We start from the raw sequence: 18,178 nt of genomic DNA, 5'->3' as shown, positions 1-18,178 counted from the left end.
GGCCGGCAGGGCGAGCGGCACCTCCAGCAGGCGCTTCGCTTCGGATTCGTAGTTGCCGAACAGCGAAAACAGGAACTCGGTATTCGAGTGTTCGAAGTTGTAGGTCGACTGTTCGACTTCATTCTGGTGGAACACGTCGCCGTAGGTCAGGCGCTTGGTGACGCCCTGTTCCTGCCATTCCGTCCAGACGAGGTCGTACACATTCTCGACGCCCTGCAGGTACATCGCCAGCCGCTCGATGCCGTAGGTGATTTCGCCCAGCACCGGCTTGCAGTCGAGTCCGCCCACCTGCTGGAAATAGGTGAACTGCGTGACTTCCATGCCGTTCAGCCACACTTCCCAGCCAAGGCCCCAAGCGCCCAGCGTCGGATTCTCCCAGTCATCCTCGACAAAGCGCACATCGTTCTGCTTCAGGTCGAGTCCGAGCGCTTGCAGCGAACCAAGGTACAGGTCGAGGATGTTTTCCGGCGCCGGCTTCAGTACGACCTGGTATTGGTAGTAATGCTGCATGCGGTTGGGGTTTTCGCCGTAGCGGCCGTCTTTCGGGCGACGCGACGGCTGCACATAGGCCGCGCGCCAGGGCTCCGGTCCGATCGCGCGCAGGAAGGTCGCGGTATGCGAGGTGCCGGCGCCGACTTCCATGTCGTAGGGTTGCAGCAGCGCGCAACCTTGCGCATCCCAATACTCTTGCAGCTTGAGAATGACTTGTTGAAAAGTGAGCATTTTTTGTTCCCAGGGACGAGGCCGAGGGTTGGTGAAGGGAATGACGAAAACCGACAATTCTAGCGGGTTTTGTCGCCCTCATGCGATTTACCCGGCTGCCTGCGGCTCACCAGATAGCCTGCCGCGAGCATCAGCAGCGCCAGTGCTATCGCGGGCTTGTTGCCGTACAGGACATAGGGCGTGTAACCCTGATAACCCTGAACCGTGGCGCTCAAGGCGTCGCGCGTGTAGGGCGCAAGCTGCGCCTGCACCCGGCCTTTCGGGTCGATGACGGCGGTCACGCCGGTGTTGGTGGCGCGCAGCATCGGGCGGCCGGTTTCCAGTGAACGCATCTGGGAAATCTGCAAGTGCTGGGGCAGGGCGATGGAATCGCCGAACCAGGCAATGTTGGACAGGTTGAGCAGCATGGTGGCCTGCGGGACGGCCGATCCGGGCGAACGGCTGGCGGCGATCTGCGCCGCGATTTCCTCGCCGAACAAGTCCTCGTAACAAATGTTCGGCAGCACCCACTGACCCTTCACCGCAAACGGCGGCTGGATGGGCTTGCCGCGCACGAAATTTCCCAGGGGGATCTTCATCATGTCGACGAACCAGCCGAAGCCGGTGGGTACAAACTCGCCGAAGGGCACCAGGTGATGCTTGTCATAGCGATACGTCGCCGGCGCGGTCGCGTTGCCTGCGGATGTGCCGGTTGTCGCCGGTGCGATGCCGATCGCGCTGTTGGCATACAGGGACGGTCCATCGCTGAGCGGCACGCCGAGCACGAGGTGACTACCGGACTGCTGCGCAAACGCCGACAAGCGCGGCAGGTAATCCGGTGGCAGCAGGCGCGACAGCATCGGAATCGCGGTTTCCGGCGTGGCGATCAGATCGGCCGGCGTTGTGCTGATCATGTCGTGGTACATCGACAGCGTGGCATAAATCCGGTCCGGGTCGAATTTCATTTCCTGCGGCACGTTCCCTTGCAGCAGGCGCACTGAAATCGGCGCGCCGCTGGTGTGCGTCCATTCCACCGCACGCAATCCTGTTCCAAGGATAAGAATGCCGCCGGCCAGGATAGCCGCCATTCGTTTGTGCGGCGCCAGCACCAACGCGCCGGCGATCAGCGCGGACAACAGGGCCAGCCCGTAGACGCCCACGACCGGCGCGAACCCGGCCAGCGGCCCGGCGCTGTGGGCATAGCCGCCGCCCACCCAGGGGAATCCGGTGAGCACCCAGCCGCGCGCCCATTCATTGAGCGTCCACAGCGCGGGCAGCAGCAATAGCAGCGACACCGCCGGCCCGGCTGACCACCGCTGGCGCAACCAGGCGGCTAGACCCATGGCGATCGCCGCATAGATGCTTAATGCAACGCCCAGAAGCATCACCGCCAGCGCCGCCATCCAGCCCGGCAGGTTGCCGTACTCGTGCATGCTGATGTACAGCCAGTGAAACCCCGCGATCAGCCAGCCCGACCCATAGGCCCAGCCGATCAGGGCGCTGCGCCGCACCGATGCCTGCCGCAGCACCAGGGCGAACAGCAATGCCAGCAGCAGGGTTTGCAGCGGCCACAGGCCGAAAGGGGCGAAGGCGAATACGTTGGCCGCTCCTGCGACGAACGCGAGCGGCACCGCGAAGCGCGAGATGGACGCGAGGTGGTTGCGGGGAGTCACGCGGCAGGTCCGGAGGAGGGAAGAAATCGGAGGCATGGCGGCGCGCATCCTGTCGAGGACAGGGGTTGGATTGCGGGGATCAATCAGTCCATCCGGCAGTCGCAGGGCGCGGGTGGCGCAGCGATGCGCCTGCGACGGAAATCGTGCGCATGGCGCACCTTACTGCGTTTCAGCCGGCGCCGGCGGCAACTTGCTGACCATCAGGAGATGCACCTGCCGCGCATCGGCGCGCAACACCTCGAACCGCAGGCCGCCCATGTCGAATACATCGCCCTTGTGCGGCACGCGGCCGAGGTGGTTCGCCACCAGGCCGCCGATGGTATCGACGTCGTCGTTCGGGAAGTCGGTGCCGAATGTCTCGTTGAACTGTTCGATCTCGGTCAGTGCCTTGACCCGCCAGCGCTGGCCGCGGCCGCTGTCCTTGAGGGAAAGGATATTGTCTTCGGCATCGTCCAGATCATACTCATCCTCGATGTCGCCAACGATCTGCTCCAGCACGTCCTCGATCGTCAGCAGGCCGGCCACGCCGCCGTACTCGTTGACCACGATCGCCATATGGTTGCGGTTGGCGCGGAAGTCGCGCAGCAGCACATTCAGGCGCTTGGATTCGGGGATGAAGACCGCCGGGCGCAGCATGTCGCGCGGATTGAAGGATTCATCGGCGTAATATCGCAGCAGATCCTTCGCCAGCAGGATGCCGACCACCTTGTCGCGCTCGCCATCGACCGCCGGAAAGCGGGAGTGGGCGGTTTTCAGCACCAGCGGCATCCATTCGCCGATTGGCTTGTTCAGGTCGATGACGTCCATCTGCGAACGGGGGACCATGATGTCGCGCGCGGACAGGTCGGCGACCTGGAACACGCCCTCGATCATCGACAGCGCGTCGGCGTCGATGAGGCTGCGTTCATGCGCGTCGTGCAGGATCTCGAGCAGCTCGGCGCGGTTTTCTGGTTCAGGGGAAATGAGAGCGGTCAGGCGTTCAAACAGTGACCGTTGCGGTTTGGTGTCAGCGAATTTGGCACCACTAGGGTGATCTTGCATATGGCGGAAAGCCGTCTTGCGACGTAGTTGCTAGGGAATATAGGATACAACAAATGCGCCCCGAAACCGGAAATTCAACCGCTTTCCCGGACCGGGATCAAGCCTCGGCATACGGGTTGGCATAGCCCAATGTTGCCAGTATTTCAATTTCAAGCTGTTCCATTTCGGCCGCTTCATCGTCCTGCTCGTGGTCATACCCCTGGGCATGCAGCACGCCATGCACCACCAAGTGCGCAACATGGGTTTCCAGCGGCCTTTTCAATTCCTCGGCTTCACGCTGCAGTACATCGGTACACAGGATGATGTCGGCCTGCGTCACCTCACTGTCTTCATCCTCAGTGTAGGCAAACGTCAGGACGTTGGTCGCATAATCCTTGCCCCGATAGTCCCGGTTCAACGTGCGGCCTTCGTCGGCATCGACAAAGCGGATCGTGAACTCCGCCGGGGCGAACAGCGCTGCTTGTGCCCAGCGCCGCAGATGCGCCCGGGAAATAATGTCCTTCAACCGTGGATCAGGATATTGTACCGACAGCGCAAGCTTATTTTTTGAGGGCATTTTTGAGCAAAACGCTGCGGGTGGCCGGCGTGGCTGCGTCATAGGCATCGACGATGCGCGCCACCAGCGGATGGCGAACCACGTCGGCACTGGTGAATTGGGTAAATGCAATGCCGCGGACATTGGCGAGAATCTTGACCGCATCCACCAGGCCGCTCTTCTGGGTGCGCTGCAGGTCGATCTGGGTCACGTCGCCGGTAACCACCGCCTTGCTGCCGAAGCCGATGCGCGTCAGAAACATCTTCATCTGTTCTGGCGTGGTGTTCTGCGCCTCGTCGAGGATGATGAAGGCATGGTTCAGCGTACGGCCCCGCATATAGGCAAGCGGTGCGATCTCGATGGCTTGCTTTTCGAACATCTTTTGCGTGCGATCGAAACCCAGCAGGTCGTAGAGCGCGTCGTACAGGGGCCGCAGGTAAGGGTCGACCTTCTGCGCGAGGTCGCCTGGCAGGAAGCCGAGGCGTTCGCCGGCTTCCACCGCCGGGCGGGTCAGCACAATGCGCTTGACCGCGTCGCGCTCGAGCGCATCGACCGCGCAGGCCACCGCCAGGTAGGTTTTGCCGGTACCGGCCGGACCGACGCCGAAGGTGACGTCGTGTTCGAGAATCGCTTTCAGGTACTGGCTCTGATGCGGCGTGCGGCCGCGCAGGTCGCTGCGCCGTGTCTTGAGTACCGGATCCTCGGTGATCGGTTCATCGTCGGCGGCCTCGTCATCCACCTTATCCGCCTTGTCGGCCTTGCGGGTGCCGGCGCGCTGCTCGACCAGCGCGAGCTGGATGTCTTCGACGGAAATGACCTTGTCGGCGATGGCGTAGAACTGTTCGAGCAATTCCACCGCCTTGGGCGCATTCGCGCCGCCGACGACGAATTTCTCGCCGCGGCGGAAGATGGTGACATCAAGCGCCGCGGAAATCTGCCGGAGGTTTTCATCCATCGGACCGCACAGATGGGCGAGACGGTTGTTGTCGACCGGTTGCGGGATGAATTGTTGAGGCTCGGAAGGAGTTTTTGTCTTCAAAATGATGTGAATAGTGGTCGTTGTCTGGTGAGATTCACTGTTTGATAACAAGTTCGCCGCGCAGCGAATACGGGAAGGCCTGCATGATCTCGACATCGACCATCTGGCCGATCAGCCGAGTTCCGTTCGGACCGGCGGCAAAGTTGACCACGCGATTGTTCTCGGTCCGCCCTTGCAGGTCGTCACCGCCCTTTTTCGCTGGGCCTTCGACCAGAATGCGCTGCACCGACCCCACCATGCTCTGGCTGATCTTGCGCGCATTCGCTTCGATCGTCGCCTGCAGATGCTGCAGGCGCTTGAGCTTGACTTCATAGGGCGTGTCGTCCGGCAAGTTGGCGGCCGGCGTGCCCGGGCGGGGGCTGAATACGAAGCTGAAACTGGTGTCGTACCCGATATCGTTGATAAGCTTCATCAATGCATCAAAATCCGCCTCTGTTTCGCCGGGGAATCCCACGATGAAGTCGCTGGACACGGCGATGTTCGGCCGCACTTCACGCAGGCGGCGGAGGACCGATTTGTATTCCAGTACCGTATAGCCGCGCTTCATCGCCATCAGGATGCGGTCGGAACCGTGCTGGGCCGGCAGGTAGAGATGGTCGACCAGCTTTGGAACTTTCGCATAGGTATCGATCAGCCGCTGCGTGAATTCCTTTGGATGGCTGGTGACGAAGCGGATGCGTTCGATGCCGGGTATCTCGGCGATGTATTCGATCAGCAATGCGAAATCGGCAATGTCGCCGTCTTCCATCGCGCCGCGATAGGCATTGACGTTCTGGCCCAGCAGCGTGATTTCCTTGACGCCCTGATCGGCCAGGCCGGCGACTTCGGCCAGCACGTCGTCGAAACGGCGCGACACTTCCTCGCCGCGGGTGTAGGGCACCACGCAATAGCTGCAGTACTTGCTGCAGCCTTCCATGATCGATACATACGCGCTTGCGCCATCGACCTTGGCCGGCGGCAGATGGTCGAATTTCTCGATTTCCGGGAAGCTGATGTCGACCTGGGAACGGCCGGTTGAGCGCCGCTGCTGGATCAGTTCCGGCAAGCGGTGCAGGGTCTGCGGCCCGAATACCACATCCACGTAAGGCGCGCGCTTGACGATCGCCGCGCCTTCCTGCGATGCGACGCAGCCGCCGACGCCGATCACGAGGTCGGGATTGGCGCGTTTCAGTTCACGCAGGCGGCCCAGGTCGGAAAACACCTTTTCCTGCGCTTTTTCACGCACCGAACAGGTGTTGAGCAGAATGACATCGGCGTCTTCCGGCCGATCCGTCTTGACGAGGCCGTCGGAGGCATTGAGTACGTCCGCCATCTTGTCCGAGTCGTACTCGTTCATCTGGCAGCCGAAGGTCTTGATGAATACTTTTTTGGGCATGAATGTCCAGCAGGGTAAATCGCTATTTCGGGTTGGGCCGGCTTTGTTCTTCCCGCGTCAGGATCCAGACCCGGTCGATATCGCCTTCCAGGTTTTCGGTGTAATACACGGGCAACAGGCTGCCGCGCAGCGACGCCGGCATTTCGATCATGTTGTCCTGGTTCCAGATGCGGGCGCCGGCCGACAGGGTGCGGCTTTTGCCGTCGATCACGATCTCGGGATAGGGCGCCGGCGTCATGCTGCCGCGCTTGATATTCGATGGAAAAGGCCGCTCGAACGCCGAAGCGGCCACCGAGATGACAGCGGACAGAAGAAAAATGAAAAGACGCCGACCCCGCATAGTCACCTCGATCATCGCAAAAATCGTTGCCGCGTCGCAGAAACGGTTGCCGGCCATGTGCCGAAACGGGCTTTGGGAGACACGCTTCGATGCCGGTTTCCGGCGTGCGGTGGGGAGGGATTATACCATCGGGGGTTCCGGCACCGGTGCGTTCCATCCCTTGACTTTGCTATCCAGCGACGGATGACTTGCACAACGAAAAAGCTGACAATACGTCCGCATCAGGCATGGATGACGAGCATCACTTCAGACACAATGCTGGCATAACGAAAACGAAACGGCAGCGCGTCTGCCCGACAGAAACCGGAAAGGGAAAACGGAGTGGCAATACTCGTAGATTTCAAAAACGCATGGCATGACAAGCATACCGATGCACAAAAAGACCGCTGCGCGGAATTCGCGAATGCCGTGCTCTCCTGCGCCAAGATGGCGGCGGTCCACATGGGCGGCGCGGACTTCAGCTCGTCGGGCGCCCATGGCCTGAAGGCGGAAAGCCGCTTCTTCAGCGACAGCCCGAAAGCGCACCGGTTCTACCGGGCATCGGCCGGTTCGACGATCGAACGCGCCGTCTATCAATACCTGATCGCCGGCTTCAACGGCGTCGAAGTCCAGAAAAATGTCTACAAGTCGGCACTCTCGGATCTGGTCTTTGCTTTCGAATTCACCGGTAGCCTCGACGGGTATTTTCCGTGCTCCTTCAAGAACTCGCGGCCCGATATCCGGGTGTCATTGGGAAAGGGCAGCGATGGCGTCGTGTACGAGGTACTGTTCGACCTCACCTCGGAAAAGCAGCAAGGCCATATCCTAGGGAAGGGTGACAACTGGGTTGCGAAGGCGAATATTCCCTACATCGCCGAAGTGCTGTGGACGGATCACGACATCATGCACAAGGGCTAGGTTCGCCGCCGCTTGCCGCAGCCGGGGTGGAACTATGCGCTGTTTGCAAAAAACTATGCAGCTCAACATTACAAGCGCACCAATGCCTCAATGACATTTGTTTCGGATTTTCGATTCATTTCCAGCCGCGATGACCCGCGATTGCAACAGTCGTCCGCGAATGAATACCAGAATGTCCGAAGCCACCCTGACAGGCAAATCAAGGACTGGTCGGAGTACATGCTCCCAGACACAGACCTGATGCAGGAATGCGTGCGTCGGTCGCATTTGCAGGCCAGCGTGCGTTACTTCACGCTAAAGGCACCCCATACGATCAAAGCCATCGGTTACTTTCCCTTCTTCAGCAGACTGGTGGCAAGCACAGGCACGTCAAGATCCGGCGTGCTTTGCGTTACCAATGGCATCGGAGTCTGCATTGGCGTCGTGATTGGCGGAGAAAAGCATCCGTAGCGGCGTTCCTTTGCCAGGCGCCAAAGTTCGGATATTTCATGTTTTTCCACATAATTCGATTGGCCGACTCGGGACCTACGTCAAAAAACTTCGCGACCAGGGATTGGCGGTCCCAGGCTATTCAGCGGTGGGAACCCGAGCGTTGAGCGAATATCTCAAAAAAGGCGCAAAGGATAAGATCGCTGTTTTCAGAACTGAACGTGCCGCTTGAGATTGACGAGGCCGCCGAACTGCGTGTAGAAAAGATCGATCCCTTGGGTGTGGTAATTCAGGATGACCATACAGTGCAATTCGTGACGGAGCTTGGGCAGGACATTGCCCCTTGTCCCTGAGAGGGCAATTCCGACAGGCGGACAATGCATTCTTCTTATGAATGACACGCGATGCCTTCCTCCAAGGGTAGTTGAGGGGCGGCGGTACTGTCCGCCACCGACTTGCCGCCATTGGAATGAGCGCAGCAGGAAATGCAAGGCGATATAGCCGACAACATCTTTATCCATATCGGCATTCGGCCGCTTTAAAACCGCGGCGAGATGTTTCTGGGACAACAAAAAACCCGCAGCTTCGTGATGAAGACTGCGGGTTTTTTTGCCTTGGCGGAATTCGCCAAGCATGTCCGGATAGGTGGACTTGAATAGTCCTTGAAAACCCGAATGGATGAATGGTTTGTGGCTTTTGTAAATCTGAAATACCGTTACTAATACCGTCAAAGAAATTGGTTGTATGGCGATAAGTGATTAGTGGCGGGCGTTCTTTTCATTCTTTCCGGACGTCGCCTGCGTTATCATTTCGGCATGTGTCCGGAATGTGTTCAATTTTCCAACACTGAGCAACAAGACTTGGCAATGATGCTGGCACAGCTCATGGAGCTGGTTGGCAAACAAGAGCGTGAGTCTGGTCGATGTGCTGCAGCGGTAGGGCAGCATCCGGCATCGCGCATGCACGAACTCACGCAACGGCTGTGGAAGCAGTTGTTTGCACACAATCCGGGGCACGCGGATCCGCAACAGGCATCTGCCCGAAGCTCAGGCAGCGTTGCGAACTCATCGGTTACCTACAAGTCACATACCTGCCCTTTTCTTGCATCGTCATGAAAATTCTCGAATATATCGGACTCGATACGTCCCGTGTCAAGACAGCCTACCGCAAGGTCGCCGACGCCATTTCAAGGGACGATTTCCATGCGGCGCAGGTTAAAAAACTCACCAGCCTGACCCACGGCAAGTTCTATCGCGCAAAACTCGACGGCGCCGATCGCTTGCTGTTCTCTTTGGTGCGCCATGGGGACGAAGTCTGCGCACTGATGCTGGAGGTCATCGCCAATCACGATTACGACAAGTCGCGTTTCTTGCGCGGTGCATCCATCGACGAATCCAGAGTCCCTGACGGCGATGTCGGTGAAGCGATGAAGGAAGCGCAGCCGGTACGTTATCTGCACCCGGAACGGGCTGCCATCCATCTGCTCGACAAGCCGATTTCGTTCGATGATGCGCAGGAAATGATTTACCGCCAGCCGCCGCCCTTGATCGTGGTCGGCAGCGCCGGCAGCGGTAAGACCGCGCTGACGCTGGAAAAAATGAAGCAGGCGGAAGGCGAGGTGGTGTATGTCACGCATTCGGCCTATCTCGCGCAGAATGCGCGCGATCTCTACTACGCGAACGGCTTCGAGCATGCGGGACAGGACGCGGTGTTTTTGTCTTACCGCGAGTTTGTCGAGTCGATACGCGTGCCGGCGGGACGGGAAGCCGGCTGGCGCGAATTTGTCGGCTGGTTTGTGCGGATGCGGCAGGCATTCAAGAACATCGACGCCCATCAGGCATTCGAAGAAATTCGCGGCGTGCTCAGTTCCGGCGCCGCCGGCGTGCTGTCGCGCGATGCGTACCACGCACTTGGCATACGTCAGTCGATTTTCTCCGGCGAGCAACGCGAAGCGCTGTACGATCTGTTTGAAAAATACCGCGCCTGGCTCACCGAATCCCATCTGTTCGATCTCAACCTGGTGGCGCATGAATGGCAGACGCTGGCCGCGCCGCGCTACGACTTTGTGGTCATTGACGAAGTGCAGGACATCACGAGCGTGCAGCTGGCGCTGGTGTTGAAAACGTTGAAAAAACCCGGTCAGTTCCTGCTATGCGGCGATTCCAACCAGATCGTGCATCCGAATTTTTTCTCGTGGGGGCAAGTCAAGAGTCTGTTCTGGCATGACCCACAACTGGCGGAGCGGCAGCAACTGCGGGTGCTGACCACCAACTTCCGCAATGGGCAGGAAGCGACTCGTGTCGCTAACCAGCTGTTGAAGATCAAGCAATGCCGCTTTGGCTCGATCGACCGCGAAAGCAATTTCCTGGTGCAATCGGTGGGCGGCACCGCCGGGCAGGTGGCGCTGGTGCCGGACAAGGACGCCGTCAAGAAGGAGCTGGACCAAAAGATTCGCCAGTCCACCCAGTTTGCCGTACTGGTCATGCGCGATGAGGACAAAGCCGAAGCGCGCAAGCATTTCGGTACCCCCTTGCTGTTCTCCATCCACGAAGCAAAGGGCCTGGAATATGAAAACATCGTGCTATACCGCTTTGTGTCCGATCATCGCGCGCAATTCACCGAAATCGCGCAAGGCGTAAACAAACAGGATCTCGCCGCCGACACGCTCGATTACCGCCGAGCCAAAGACAAGAGCGACAAGTCGATGGAGATCTACAAATTCTTCGTCAACGCGCTGTATGTGGCACTGACGCGGGCGATCCAGAACCTCTATATCATCGAATCCGACACTGAGCATCCGCTCTTTGATCTGCTCGACCTTGCCGCCGCGGGACCGGTGAAGTTCGATGCCAGGCAGTCAACACAGGAAGATTGGCAGAAGGAAGCGCGCAAACTGGAATTGCAAGGCAAGCAGGAGCAGGCGGAGGCGATTCGCCGTAATATTCTGCGGCAAAAACCTGTTCCGTGGCCGATATTCGACGAGGCAAAAATCACCGAACTCCTGGTCAAGGTCTTCCGCGAGCAAGTACCCGGCAGCAAAATGCGGCAGCAGCTTTATGAAATCGCCGCTTGCTACAACGAGCCGGTGCTGGCGATGCGGCTGATACAGGAAGGGAAATTCGATGCGGCAAAGGGTTTCGCGCACCAGCGGGTTAGCGTGGGCCGCAAGACCTACTCCGCCTATTTTGCCAACAAGTTCAAGGACATCCTCGCGCAGTGCGACCAGTATGGTGTCGAGCATCGGTTGCCGATGAATCAGACACCGCTGATCGCGGCAGCGGCAGCGGGCAACGTGCCCCTGGTGGAAGCACTGCTGGAACGCGGCGCCGACCGCGAGGCGACCGATCACTATGGCGCCAATGCGCTGCACTGGGCGATGCGGGAAGCCTTCTATGACGAGAAGTTTGCACGCGGGCCTTTTGCGGCGCTGTATGAATTGCTGGCGCCGGCCAGCATTGATGTCAATACCGGCAATCGGCTGGTGCGCATCGACCGGCATCTGTCGGAGTATTTCCTGTTCCAGACTCTGTGGGCACTATTCCGGTCGCGCTTTACGCAGAGGCAGCGCCGCCCTTACGGCGCATTCGAGACGCAAGCGATCCTCGACGCATGGCAGCATCTTCCGGCCAACGTCGTCAAGCCGGAACGCAACAGGCGCACACATCTTTCCGGCGTCCTGTCGCGCAACGAAGTCGATCGCGATTATGCATACAACCGGGCCCTGTTTATGCGTATTGCCCAGGGCTGGTACCAGTTCAATCCGCAGCTGATGGTGCGTCGCAAGCAGCAAGACAACGAGGCCTGGGTGCCTGTGTATCAAGCACTGAACCTGGCCTTCACCGGCGAGTTTGCATCGGATTTCATGTGGGAGCGCGTCGACTCGTATCTGGATATGGCGAACCTGCCGAAACGCGGCACGCCGATCGTCGCGTCGCCGAGATAGCTATTCATGGACGGGAACAACGTTGAACACATCGACACAAGAAATCATTCAGGCCCTTGCTAAGGAGCGCCGTCGTGTGGCGTCCTCAACCCCTTTTTATGCGGAACACACGCTCGATCCGCGCGCATTTCACATCGAGATCGAAGGAGTCGGCCCTGTTTCCATGCCGCTTGGGCGGCACGAGATCGAACGGCTGTTGAGCGTCTCCTCCGCCGCCAAATTCGGCTTGCGCGAAAAGACGCTGCTGGACAGGAAGGTACGCGATACCCAAGAAATCACTGCGGACAAGTTGCGCGTCTGGTACGACAAGAAGGCCATGTCGTCGATGCTGGCCAGCATGCGCGATGTCATGGGATTACCGGAGAACGCCGCGCTCACACCACATTTGCACAATATGCTCATCTACGGGCCGGGACAGTTCTTCAAGAAACATCGGGACTCCGAAAAGATCGACGGCATGGTCGCCACTCTGGTCGTGGTGCTTCCCTCGCCTCATATAGGCGGAGACCTGCTGATCAGGCATGTCAAGGAACAACACCGGTTCGTATCGGAAAACCTGGATGGCGAAATGCTCCCATGCATCGCCTTTTACGCGGACTGCCATCATGAAGTCGACAAGATCAAACAGGGTTATCGCGTTGCATTGACCTATAACCTCGCGCTGGAATCGACGCCGTCTCTCTCCCGCGAAAAGAAGCGTGCCAACCCCGCCCTGGAAATGGCGCTCAAGGCGTATTTTCATCGGGAGGAGGGGCAGGACGCGGCGCCTCCGAAGCTTGTCTATTTTCTGGACCACAGCTATACCGAGCACAGTTTGAAATGGGAACTGCTCAAGGGGGCTGATCGCAAGAATGTCGAGGCCTTGCGTTGCGCCGCCGAACATCTGGGTCTGACGTCGCAGCTTTGCTTGGCGGAGATCCATGAATCCTGGACGGCGGCCGATGGATACGATGGCAGATACGATGAGGAATACGACCCCGAACCGGGCGAACTGATCGACGGCAGCACGGTGTTGTCCCACTGGTTGGACGCGGCCGGCAAGAAGCTGCCGTACCGGGAGCTTTCCGTTTCCGAGGACGAACTCTGCTGGACGAAGGACACGGAAGAAAGCAACCTGATCAATTCCGAACATGAAGGCTGGATGGGAAATTACGGCAACACCATCGATTATTGGTACCGTCGGGCGGCAATGGTCCTGTGGCGCGAATCTGACCGGGTAGCGATGAGCTTCGACTTCGATTACGATCGCGCCCTTGCCGGTTTGTTGGCGCTGACTAAAAAGCTCGGCAACGAAGCGCGCGTGGCCGATATCGTCGACAAGGCCGGACAGTATTTGCGCAGGGCTGTCCGGGACACCGGCGCCGGGCAGTTCAAGCCGTTTATCCGGATCGCTCTCTATCTCCAGGACGAGAACATTGCGCGAACCCTTCTGTCCGATTTTTCCCTTGCCGACATTGATATGGATTCCGCCAAGGATTGGGTCGACTTGCAGAATGCCTACGGCGCGGCCTGGTGTCTGGCCTTGATGAAAGCGTGGTGGGAAGAGGACGAGCGTCTCCGGTTCCGCCGCACCGCAGCTTCCGTCAACATCGATGACCTGACGCGGCATCTCCTGTCCCAAGGGGGCGACACCAGGGTGGCCGCCTTCCTGGCGGACTATTACATCGGCCGCATCGTTCAAAGCGATGCCTATCTTGCGCATGCCACGCCCGTGCAACAAATATCCTCGCTCGACACGAGAATGGACGCTCTGAAGAAGGTCATGCGTGCAGATATTGTGCTCCGAGACGATTCCATGGTCAGGAAGATCGTCGGACACGTCACATCCAATTCTGCGCTATACCCGGCGCCCGATTTGGCGGACATGGTGCTGGCGCTGCAAAAGCAGGGCGCGGGCGCATCATCGCCTGCATTCAAAGCCCTGCGCGATTACGCTGCGCAAGGCATACGTCGTGAGCTGGACAAGGGTCTGCGCGCCGAGGGCGACTGGTCGATTGAGGCGCAGCCGTCCTGCAAATGCGCTTACTGCCGAACGACCGCCGATTTTCTCAAATCGACGACCGAGGCCAGCAAGATATGGCCAATCGCGCAACAGCATCGCGATCACATCATGAACGTCTTCAGGGGATCGGGATTGCCCATTCGTTTCGAGGTCAGAAAGGAAGGTTCGCCCCACCGGCTGGTGATTACGAAGAACGAGCGGCTTTACGAGGAAGACAAAAAGCGGTTTGAAAGGCTGAAGTCGCTTGACGAGCGGCTTCGCATCGCCGCCCGATCTGCGTCAATTCGATGACGGACCGGCCGGCAAGACATTCGGGATATGGGGGCGCAATAAATGATGCCCACGATTGTCGTAGGAACAATATCGGATCCGAGTTGCCAATGACGGCGCTGTTGGCTCCGTTACGGTGCGCCAGTTTCGCCGCCGCTGTCATCTGGCTCAATTGATGACACGCCCTAAAGCCTGCTCATATTTTTTCTGAGGCGTTCCAGGATATCGGCCAGTGGAACTTGTCCCTTGAAGTAGAGCGCTGCAGTCTTCAGATATTCGGTCTCAAATAATGTCCGTGTTGCAGAATCTGATAATACAAACGCGTCATTGCTTGTGATGTCGAGGTTGTCGCCCGCACGGAAGCGTTGCATCTTGCGTTTCGCGTACTCCGGTGTACCGATGAATTTCTGCACGGACGGATCATCAAGCAGGCAATAGACGTCGTAATAATGCCGCAGAAAATTGCGCGGGAATCCGCCATGCGCCTGCTGCAGCCGGAACTTGGTCGAGATTGTCTGCAGCTTTTCCACTAGCGTATAAGCGGGGCTGTAGCAGGGGACGTCGATGGCGCGATTGTCGATGGTCGCCACGTTGCTTGATGTCGCCGCATCCCAGGCCCAGGACGAAATCGTGCAAGGTACGTTCGGCGCCGTATCATCAAAACCCAGTTCAAGCAGAATACCCGGCTTGACGCCCGCCAGGGATGCAAACCGTGTGGGATAAATCAGGCGAATGCCGGCGCTGCGCAGCTTGGCGTCATCGAACTCAACATCGCGCTGCACTGCCGCAATGCCAGGAATCCGGATGATTGCCGCGAGCCAGTCATAAAACCGGCCGCGCGATGCGACATGGGCTGGCTTGTCCTGGTTCTTGCCGGTTTTCACATCCAGTTCCGCCGGCGGTTCGATGCGGATGTCGATATCTTCCGAAAAGCGGTCGATGATGCGAAACCCCTTGGAGAGTGAAGTGCCGCCCTTGAGTTCGAAGTGCAAACGGGACTGCTTGCCCAAAGGTTGCTGCAATCCCCACAGGCAGTGCATCAGCCAATAGTCCTTTTCAACGAGAACGGGTTCGATCGACAGCCTGTCGGCAACGACGCGCAGCAGGTCGGCGAAATCGTCGCGTTCATGCAAATAGGGGATTTTCTTAGTCACGCAGCCAGTCTCGCGTGAGCTTGCGGGTTGCTACCGAACCGTAATCGGCCACGGCTTTTTTTACGCGTTTTCGATCCATGTCGGCAAAACGGCTGCGCACCCGCTCCAGCAGAAGGTCCTTGTCTTCTGCCAGCATGTCCAGATTATTGAGCATGTCGACCAGCAGAAATTCCGGTGTCACGGTGCGAGGGAATTTCGGCTTGCTGCGGAATTCATAGGATCGGTTGCCCAACTGGAATCTGCCGTGCCGCTTGTGGTTGTACACCCACGTCGTGTTGTAGAGCTGGGTCGTGCCAACGCCCAGGGAATTGTAGGCGTTCGGGCTGAAGATCAGAAAATCGGAACCACGCAGGAAGGCGCCAACCACTTCATCATCGTCAGGGGGCAGGGCACCAAAGGTGGATTGCTTGGGAGCGTAATACAGCCCTTGCGCCAGCTTTTGCAGGAATCCGCCCCCCACCAGTTGCTGAAGATCGCGGTCAACACTGCGCGACCACATGCTCAATTCTTCACGCCGGTACACACGCCCGGCACGAAGACGGCTGATCAGCCCGGCGTGGGGCTTGGATTGCAGATTGGAATGGGCTGCCGCGGTCATGAAAAGAATGAAACGTCATTGAAATTTCATGCATTATAGCGCGATCTTGTCGTACTTTTACAGGTTGGAAGGGGCTGCGGCCGGAATTTCGGAGGAGGCCAATGGGACGGGGGTGAAGCAGGGGTTTCGGATCGCATGCGATCCACCTGCTGAACGACACCGGCTTGCAAGCCGGTGTGCGCCCTGCAGGGCGCGCATGTTAGTATTTCTTCAGGGTAAGTTCCCGTCCGAAAGTTGACGCCACCCTATTTTCCCTCGCCATTTTTGCTAGGCGTCACGCAAAGGATTCAGCAATGAGCAGTCAAGGACCGAAAGGTGAAATTCTGCCTCAGGGGCTTTATGAGCGGCTTGTCTATGCTGATGAAGCGGTTCAGTTGAATACTTTGGTTGAGACACGTCAGGCACTCATCGATGTGCCATCGGAAGTGCAGCGCCGCGAGCATTTGATTCATGAAGTCGCCTCCCGCTTACCCGAACTTCTCGATGGGGTTGCAACCGCGTCCGAAGGCAAAGCCAAGCAAGCGCGAGCCGAGTTAAAGTTGATCGCTCACTTGTTGCGTGAAGCGCGGTTACAAACCAAGGGGGCATCCGTTCAACGTGTACCTGCAGAGCCGCTGCGCGTGTTGCGAGCGGTACATCCGCCGAATGCACCGCCGGTGCTGCCTTTGACAGGACTGAGGCGTCCGTGGATATTCACCTCTGCACGCACCGATCCATCCCTGTTGAATGAGCTGCGTGCAGAGCTGGCAACGGTAGATCGTGTCGACATTCTGGTCAGCTTCATCACCTGGAGTGGTGTGCGCAAATTGATGGATGTGCTGAAGCAGGTCACAGCGCTTGATGCACAAGGACTGCCCCGTACTTGCTTTCGCATCCTGACGACTACCTATATTGGCGCGACCGAGGCACGCGCGGTGAACGCCCTTGCCGAACTGCCGGGCGTGGACCTGCGTATATCACTGGATGGGCGACGCAGTCGTCTCCATGCCAAAGCATGGATATTCCATCGGGAGACAGGATTTGGAACCGCTTTTGTTGGCAGCGCCAATTTGTCGGAATCCGCCTTGATCGGAGGAATCGAATGGACGGTCAAGATTACGCAGGCAGCGGATGTCGATCTGTTTTCGGCTGCGGGCGCACACTTCGAGACGCTATGGAACGACCCTGAGTTCCAGTCTTACGATCCGAGCGATGAGCTGCAACGTCAATCCCTTGAAAACGCGTTGCGCGAACAAAGACGCGACCCACGAGCAAGGCAAGGCGAAGGGGAGCCGATTGCGATCCATACGTGGTTTGAGCTTCGTCCGAAAGCGTATCAGCTTGAGATGCTTGAACGTCTTGCCTCTGAACGTCGTCATGGACGCCGTCGCAATCTGCTGGTGGCTGCCACGGGTACAGGAAAGACTGTCGTGGCAGCATTTGATTATCAGCGCATCGCCCGTGAAGAAGGGTGTCCACCACGTTTGCTGTTCATTGCGCATCGCATACAGATTTTGAAGCAAGCGCTCGCAACATTTCGGCAAGTGCTACGCGACGCCAGTTTTGGGGAGCTGCTCGATGGTCAAAATGAGCCCACGCAATACCAGCACTTGTTTGCAACAATCAACACCGTGCACGGTCGCAAGCTGGTGGCAGATTTGGGAGCGGACCACTGGCGCGTCGTGATTATCGATGAGGCGCATCACATACCAGCAAATGCGTTTGACCAGTTTGTGCGAGGGATTCGACCACATCTGTTGCTGGGGTTGACGGCGACACCAGAGCGTGCGGATGGGAGAAGCCTCAATGAGTATTTCGATACCCGGCCTGACGGCTCCCCTGCCGTGTCGCTCCGGTTGTGGGATGCGCTCGATCAGCAGCTGGTTGCGCCATTTGAGTACTACGCTACCGCCGACGACACGGATTTGTCGCAGATAAGATGGAACCGTGCGGAGGAAACCGCACAACTCGATGTCCTTATATCAAGCAATGATGTCCGTAGTCGAACGATCGTCAATGCGTTACAACAGTATGTCTCGGATTTGGCGCGACTGAAAGGCATCGCGTTTTGTGTCAGCGTCCGGCATGCAAAATACATGGCGAACTGGTTTGAAACCTCCGGTCTGCCGGCGCGAAGTCTTACGGGCAGAGATGGCCCCGTTTGATTGGACAGAAAATCGTTGCCGTTAGGTGGGGCTTTG

At 58.4% G+C, this 18,178-nt stretch carries 15 protein-coding genes; 5 read left to right on the top strand and 10 right to left on the bottom strand.

Annotation, left to right across the window (positions count from 1 at the left end):
- The 7 genes from glyQ to V7080_RS12190 all read right to left on the bottom strand — a co-directional run.
- Positions 1–723, bottom strand: a 723-nt coding sequence (gene glyQ / locus V7080_RS12220) for a glycine--tRNA ligase subunit alpha (protein ID WP_334188674.1), incomplete at its 3' end; no start/stop codon positions are given.
- A gap of 59 nt (positions 724–782) precedes the next feature.
- On the bottom strand, positions 783–2,411 hold the full coding sequence (lnt, locus tag V7080_RS12215) for an apolipoprotein N-acyltransferase (protein WP_442947221.1): 1,629 nt from the start codon (positions 2,409–2,411) through the stop codon (positions 783–785).
- A gap of 123 nt (positions 2,412–2,534) precedes the next feature.
- On the bottom strand, positions 2,535–3,416 hold the full coding sequence (locus tag V7080_RS12210; RefSeq protein ID WP_334188672.1) for an HlyC/CorC family transporter: 882 nt from the start codon (positions 3,414–3,416) through the stop codon (positions 2,535–2,537).
- A 97-nt stretch (positions 3,417–3,513) separates the two neighbouring features.
- Complete coding sequence (ybeY, locus tag V7080_RS12205) at positions 3,514–3,972, bottom strand: rRNA maturation RNase YbeY (RefSeq protein WP_334188671.1); 459 nt, start codon at positions 3,970–3,972, stop codon at positions 3,514–3,516.
- Entirely contained in the window at positions 3,956–4,990 is a 1,035-nt protein-coding gene (locus V7080_RS12200) for a PhoH family protein (RefSeq protein ID WP_334188670.1), read from the bottom strand. The genes ybeY and V7080_RS12200 overlap by 17 nt, the downstream gene beginning before the upstream one ends.
- Positions 4,991–5,024: 34 nt before the next feature.
- Positions 5,025–6,365 carry a tRNA (N6-isopentenyl adenosine(37)-C2)-methylthiotransferase MiaB gene (gene miaB, locus V7080_RS12195; protein ID WP_334188669.1) on the bottom strand — a complete coding sequence of 447 codons (1,341 nt, stop codon included), beginning with the start codon at positions 6,363–6,365 and terminating at the stop codon, positions 5,025–5,027.
- A gap of 22 nt (positions 6,366–6,387) precedes the next feature.
- Entirely contained in the window at positions 6,388–6,720 is a 333-nt protein-coding gene (locus V7080_RS12190; RefSeq protein WP_334188668.1) for a hypothetical protein, read from the bottom strand.
- Positions 6,721–7,026: 306 nt separating this feature from the next.
- Between V7080_RS12190 and V7080_RS12185 the strand changes: the two genes are divergently transcribed.
- Complete coding sequence (locus tag V7080_RS12185) at positions 7,027–7,602, top strand: hypothetical protein (RefSeq protein WP_334188667.1); 576 nt, start codon at positions 7,027–7,029, stop codon at positions 7,600–7,602.
- Positions 7,603–7,614: 12 nt separating this feature from the next.
- Positions 7,615–8,052 carry a hypothetical protein gene (locus V7080_RS12180; RefSeq protein WP_334188666.1) on the top strand — a complete coding sequence of 146 codons (438 nt, stop codon included), beginning with the start codon at positions 7,615–7,617 and terminating at the stop codon, positions 8,050–8,052.
- A gap of 188 nt (positions 8,053–8,240) precedes the next feature.
- Here V7080_RS12180 and V7080_RS12175 read toward each other — a convergent pair whose 3' ends face one another.
- Positions 8,241–8,762, bottom strand: coding sequence for a hypothetical protein (locus V7080_RS12175; protein WP_334188665.1), 522 nt, complete (start codon positions 8,760–8,762; stop codon positions 8,241–8,243).
- A gap of 380 nt (positions 8,763–9,142) precedes the next feature.
- Between V7080_RS12175 and V7080_RS12170 the strand changes: the two genes are divergently transcribed.
- Together V7080_RS12170 and V7080_RS12165 are read left to right on the top strand one after the other, a co-directional pair.
- Positions 9,143–11,974, top strand: a complete 2,832-nt coding sequence (locus V7080_RS12170) for an ankyrin repeat domain-containing protein (RefSeq protein ID WP_334188664.1) — start codon at positions 9,143–9,145, stop codon at positions 11,972–11,974.
- 76 nt (positions 11,975–12,050) lie between these two features.
- A complete protein-coding gene (locus tag V7080_RS12165; protein WP_334188663.1) occupies positions 12,051–14,267 on the top strand; it encodes a 2OG-Fe(II) oxygenase in 2,217 nt (738 codons plus the stop codon).
- Between the two features lie 164 nt (positions 14,268–14,431).
- Here the strand turns inward: V7080_RS12165 and V7080_RS12160 are convergent, their stop codons facing one another.
- Positions 14,432–15,400: a nucleotidyl transferase AbiEii/AbiGii toxin family protein gene (locus tag V7080_RS12160; protein ID WP_334188662.1), complete on the bottom strand. Its 969-nt coding sequence runs from the start codon at positions 15,398–15,400 to the stop codon at positions 14,432–14,434.
- Positions 15,393–15,998 carry a hypothetical protein gene (locus V7080_RS12155; RefSeq protein ID WP_334188661.1) on the bottom strand — a complete coding sequence of 202 codons (606 nt, stop codon included), beginning with the start codon at positions 15,996–15,998 and terminating at the stop codon, positions 15,393–15,395. Before V7080_RS12155 ends, V7080_RS12160 begins: the two co-directional genes overlap by 8 nt.
- Before the next feature lie 293 nt (positions 15,999–16,291).
- On the opposite strand from V7080_RS12155, the gene V7080_RS12150 reads away from it, so the two are divergent.
- Positions 16,292–18,142, top strand: a complete 1,851-nt coding sequence (locus tag V7080_RS12150) for a DEAD/DEAH box helicase family protein (protein WP_334188660.1) — start codon at positions 16,292–16,294, stop codon at positions 18,140–18,142.
- The last annotated feature ends 36 nt before the right edge of the window (positions 18,143–18,178 follow it).

The organism is Noviherbaspirillum sp., assembly GCF_036846085.1.
GTDB lineage: Bacteria > Pseudomonadota > Gammaproteobacteria > Burkholderiales > Burkholderiaceae_D > Noviherbaspirillum.
The sequence above is the reverse complement of the archived record's forward strand: the minus strand, read 5'-3'. Positions and strand labels throughout refer to the sequence as shown.

Bases quoted from the DNA above. Each gene is read 5' to 3' on its own strand.
- lnt (WP_442947221.1), bottom strand. From the start codon at position 2,411: ATGCCTCCGATTTCTTCCCTCCTCCGGACCTGCCGCGTGACTCCCCGC.
- V7080_RS12210 (WP_334188672.1), bottom strand. From the start codon at position 3,416: ATGCAAGATCACCCTAGTGGTGCCAAATTCGCTGACACCAAACCGCAA.
- ybeY (WP_334188671.1), bottom strand. From the start codon at position 3,972: ATGCCCTCAAAAAATAAGCTTGCGCTGTCGGTACAATATCCTGATCCA.
- miaB (WP_334188669.1), bottom strand. From the start codon at position 6,365: ATGCCCAAAAAAGTATTCATCAAGACCTTCGGCTGCCAGATGAACGAG.
- V7080_RS12190 (WP_334188668.1), bottom strand. From the start codon at position 6,720: ATGATCGAGGTGACTATGCGGGGTCGGCGTCTTTTCATTTTTCTTCTG.
- V7080_RS12170 (WP_334188664.1), top strand. From the start codon at position 9,143: ATGAAAATTCTCGAATATATCGGACTCGATACGTCCCGTGTCAAGACA.
- V7080_RS12155 (WP_334188661.1), bottom strand. From the start codon at position 15,998: ATGACCGCGGCAGCCCATTCCAATCTGCAATCCAAGCCCCACGCCGGG.
- V7080_RS12150 (WP_334188660.1), top strand. From the start codon at position 16,292: ATGAGCAGTCAAGGACCGAAAGGTGAAATTCTGCCTCAGGGGCTTTAT.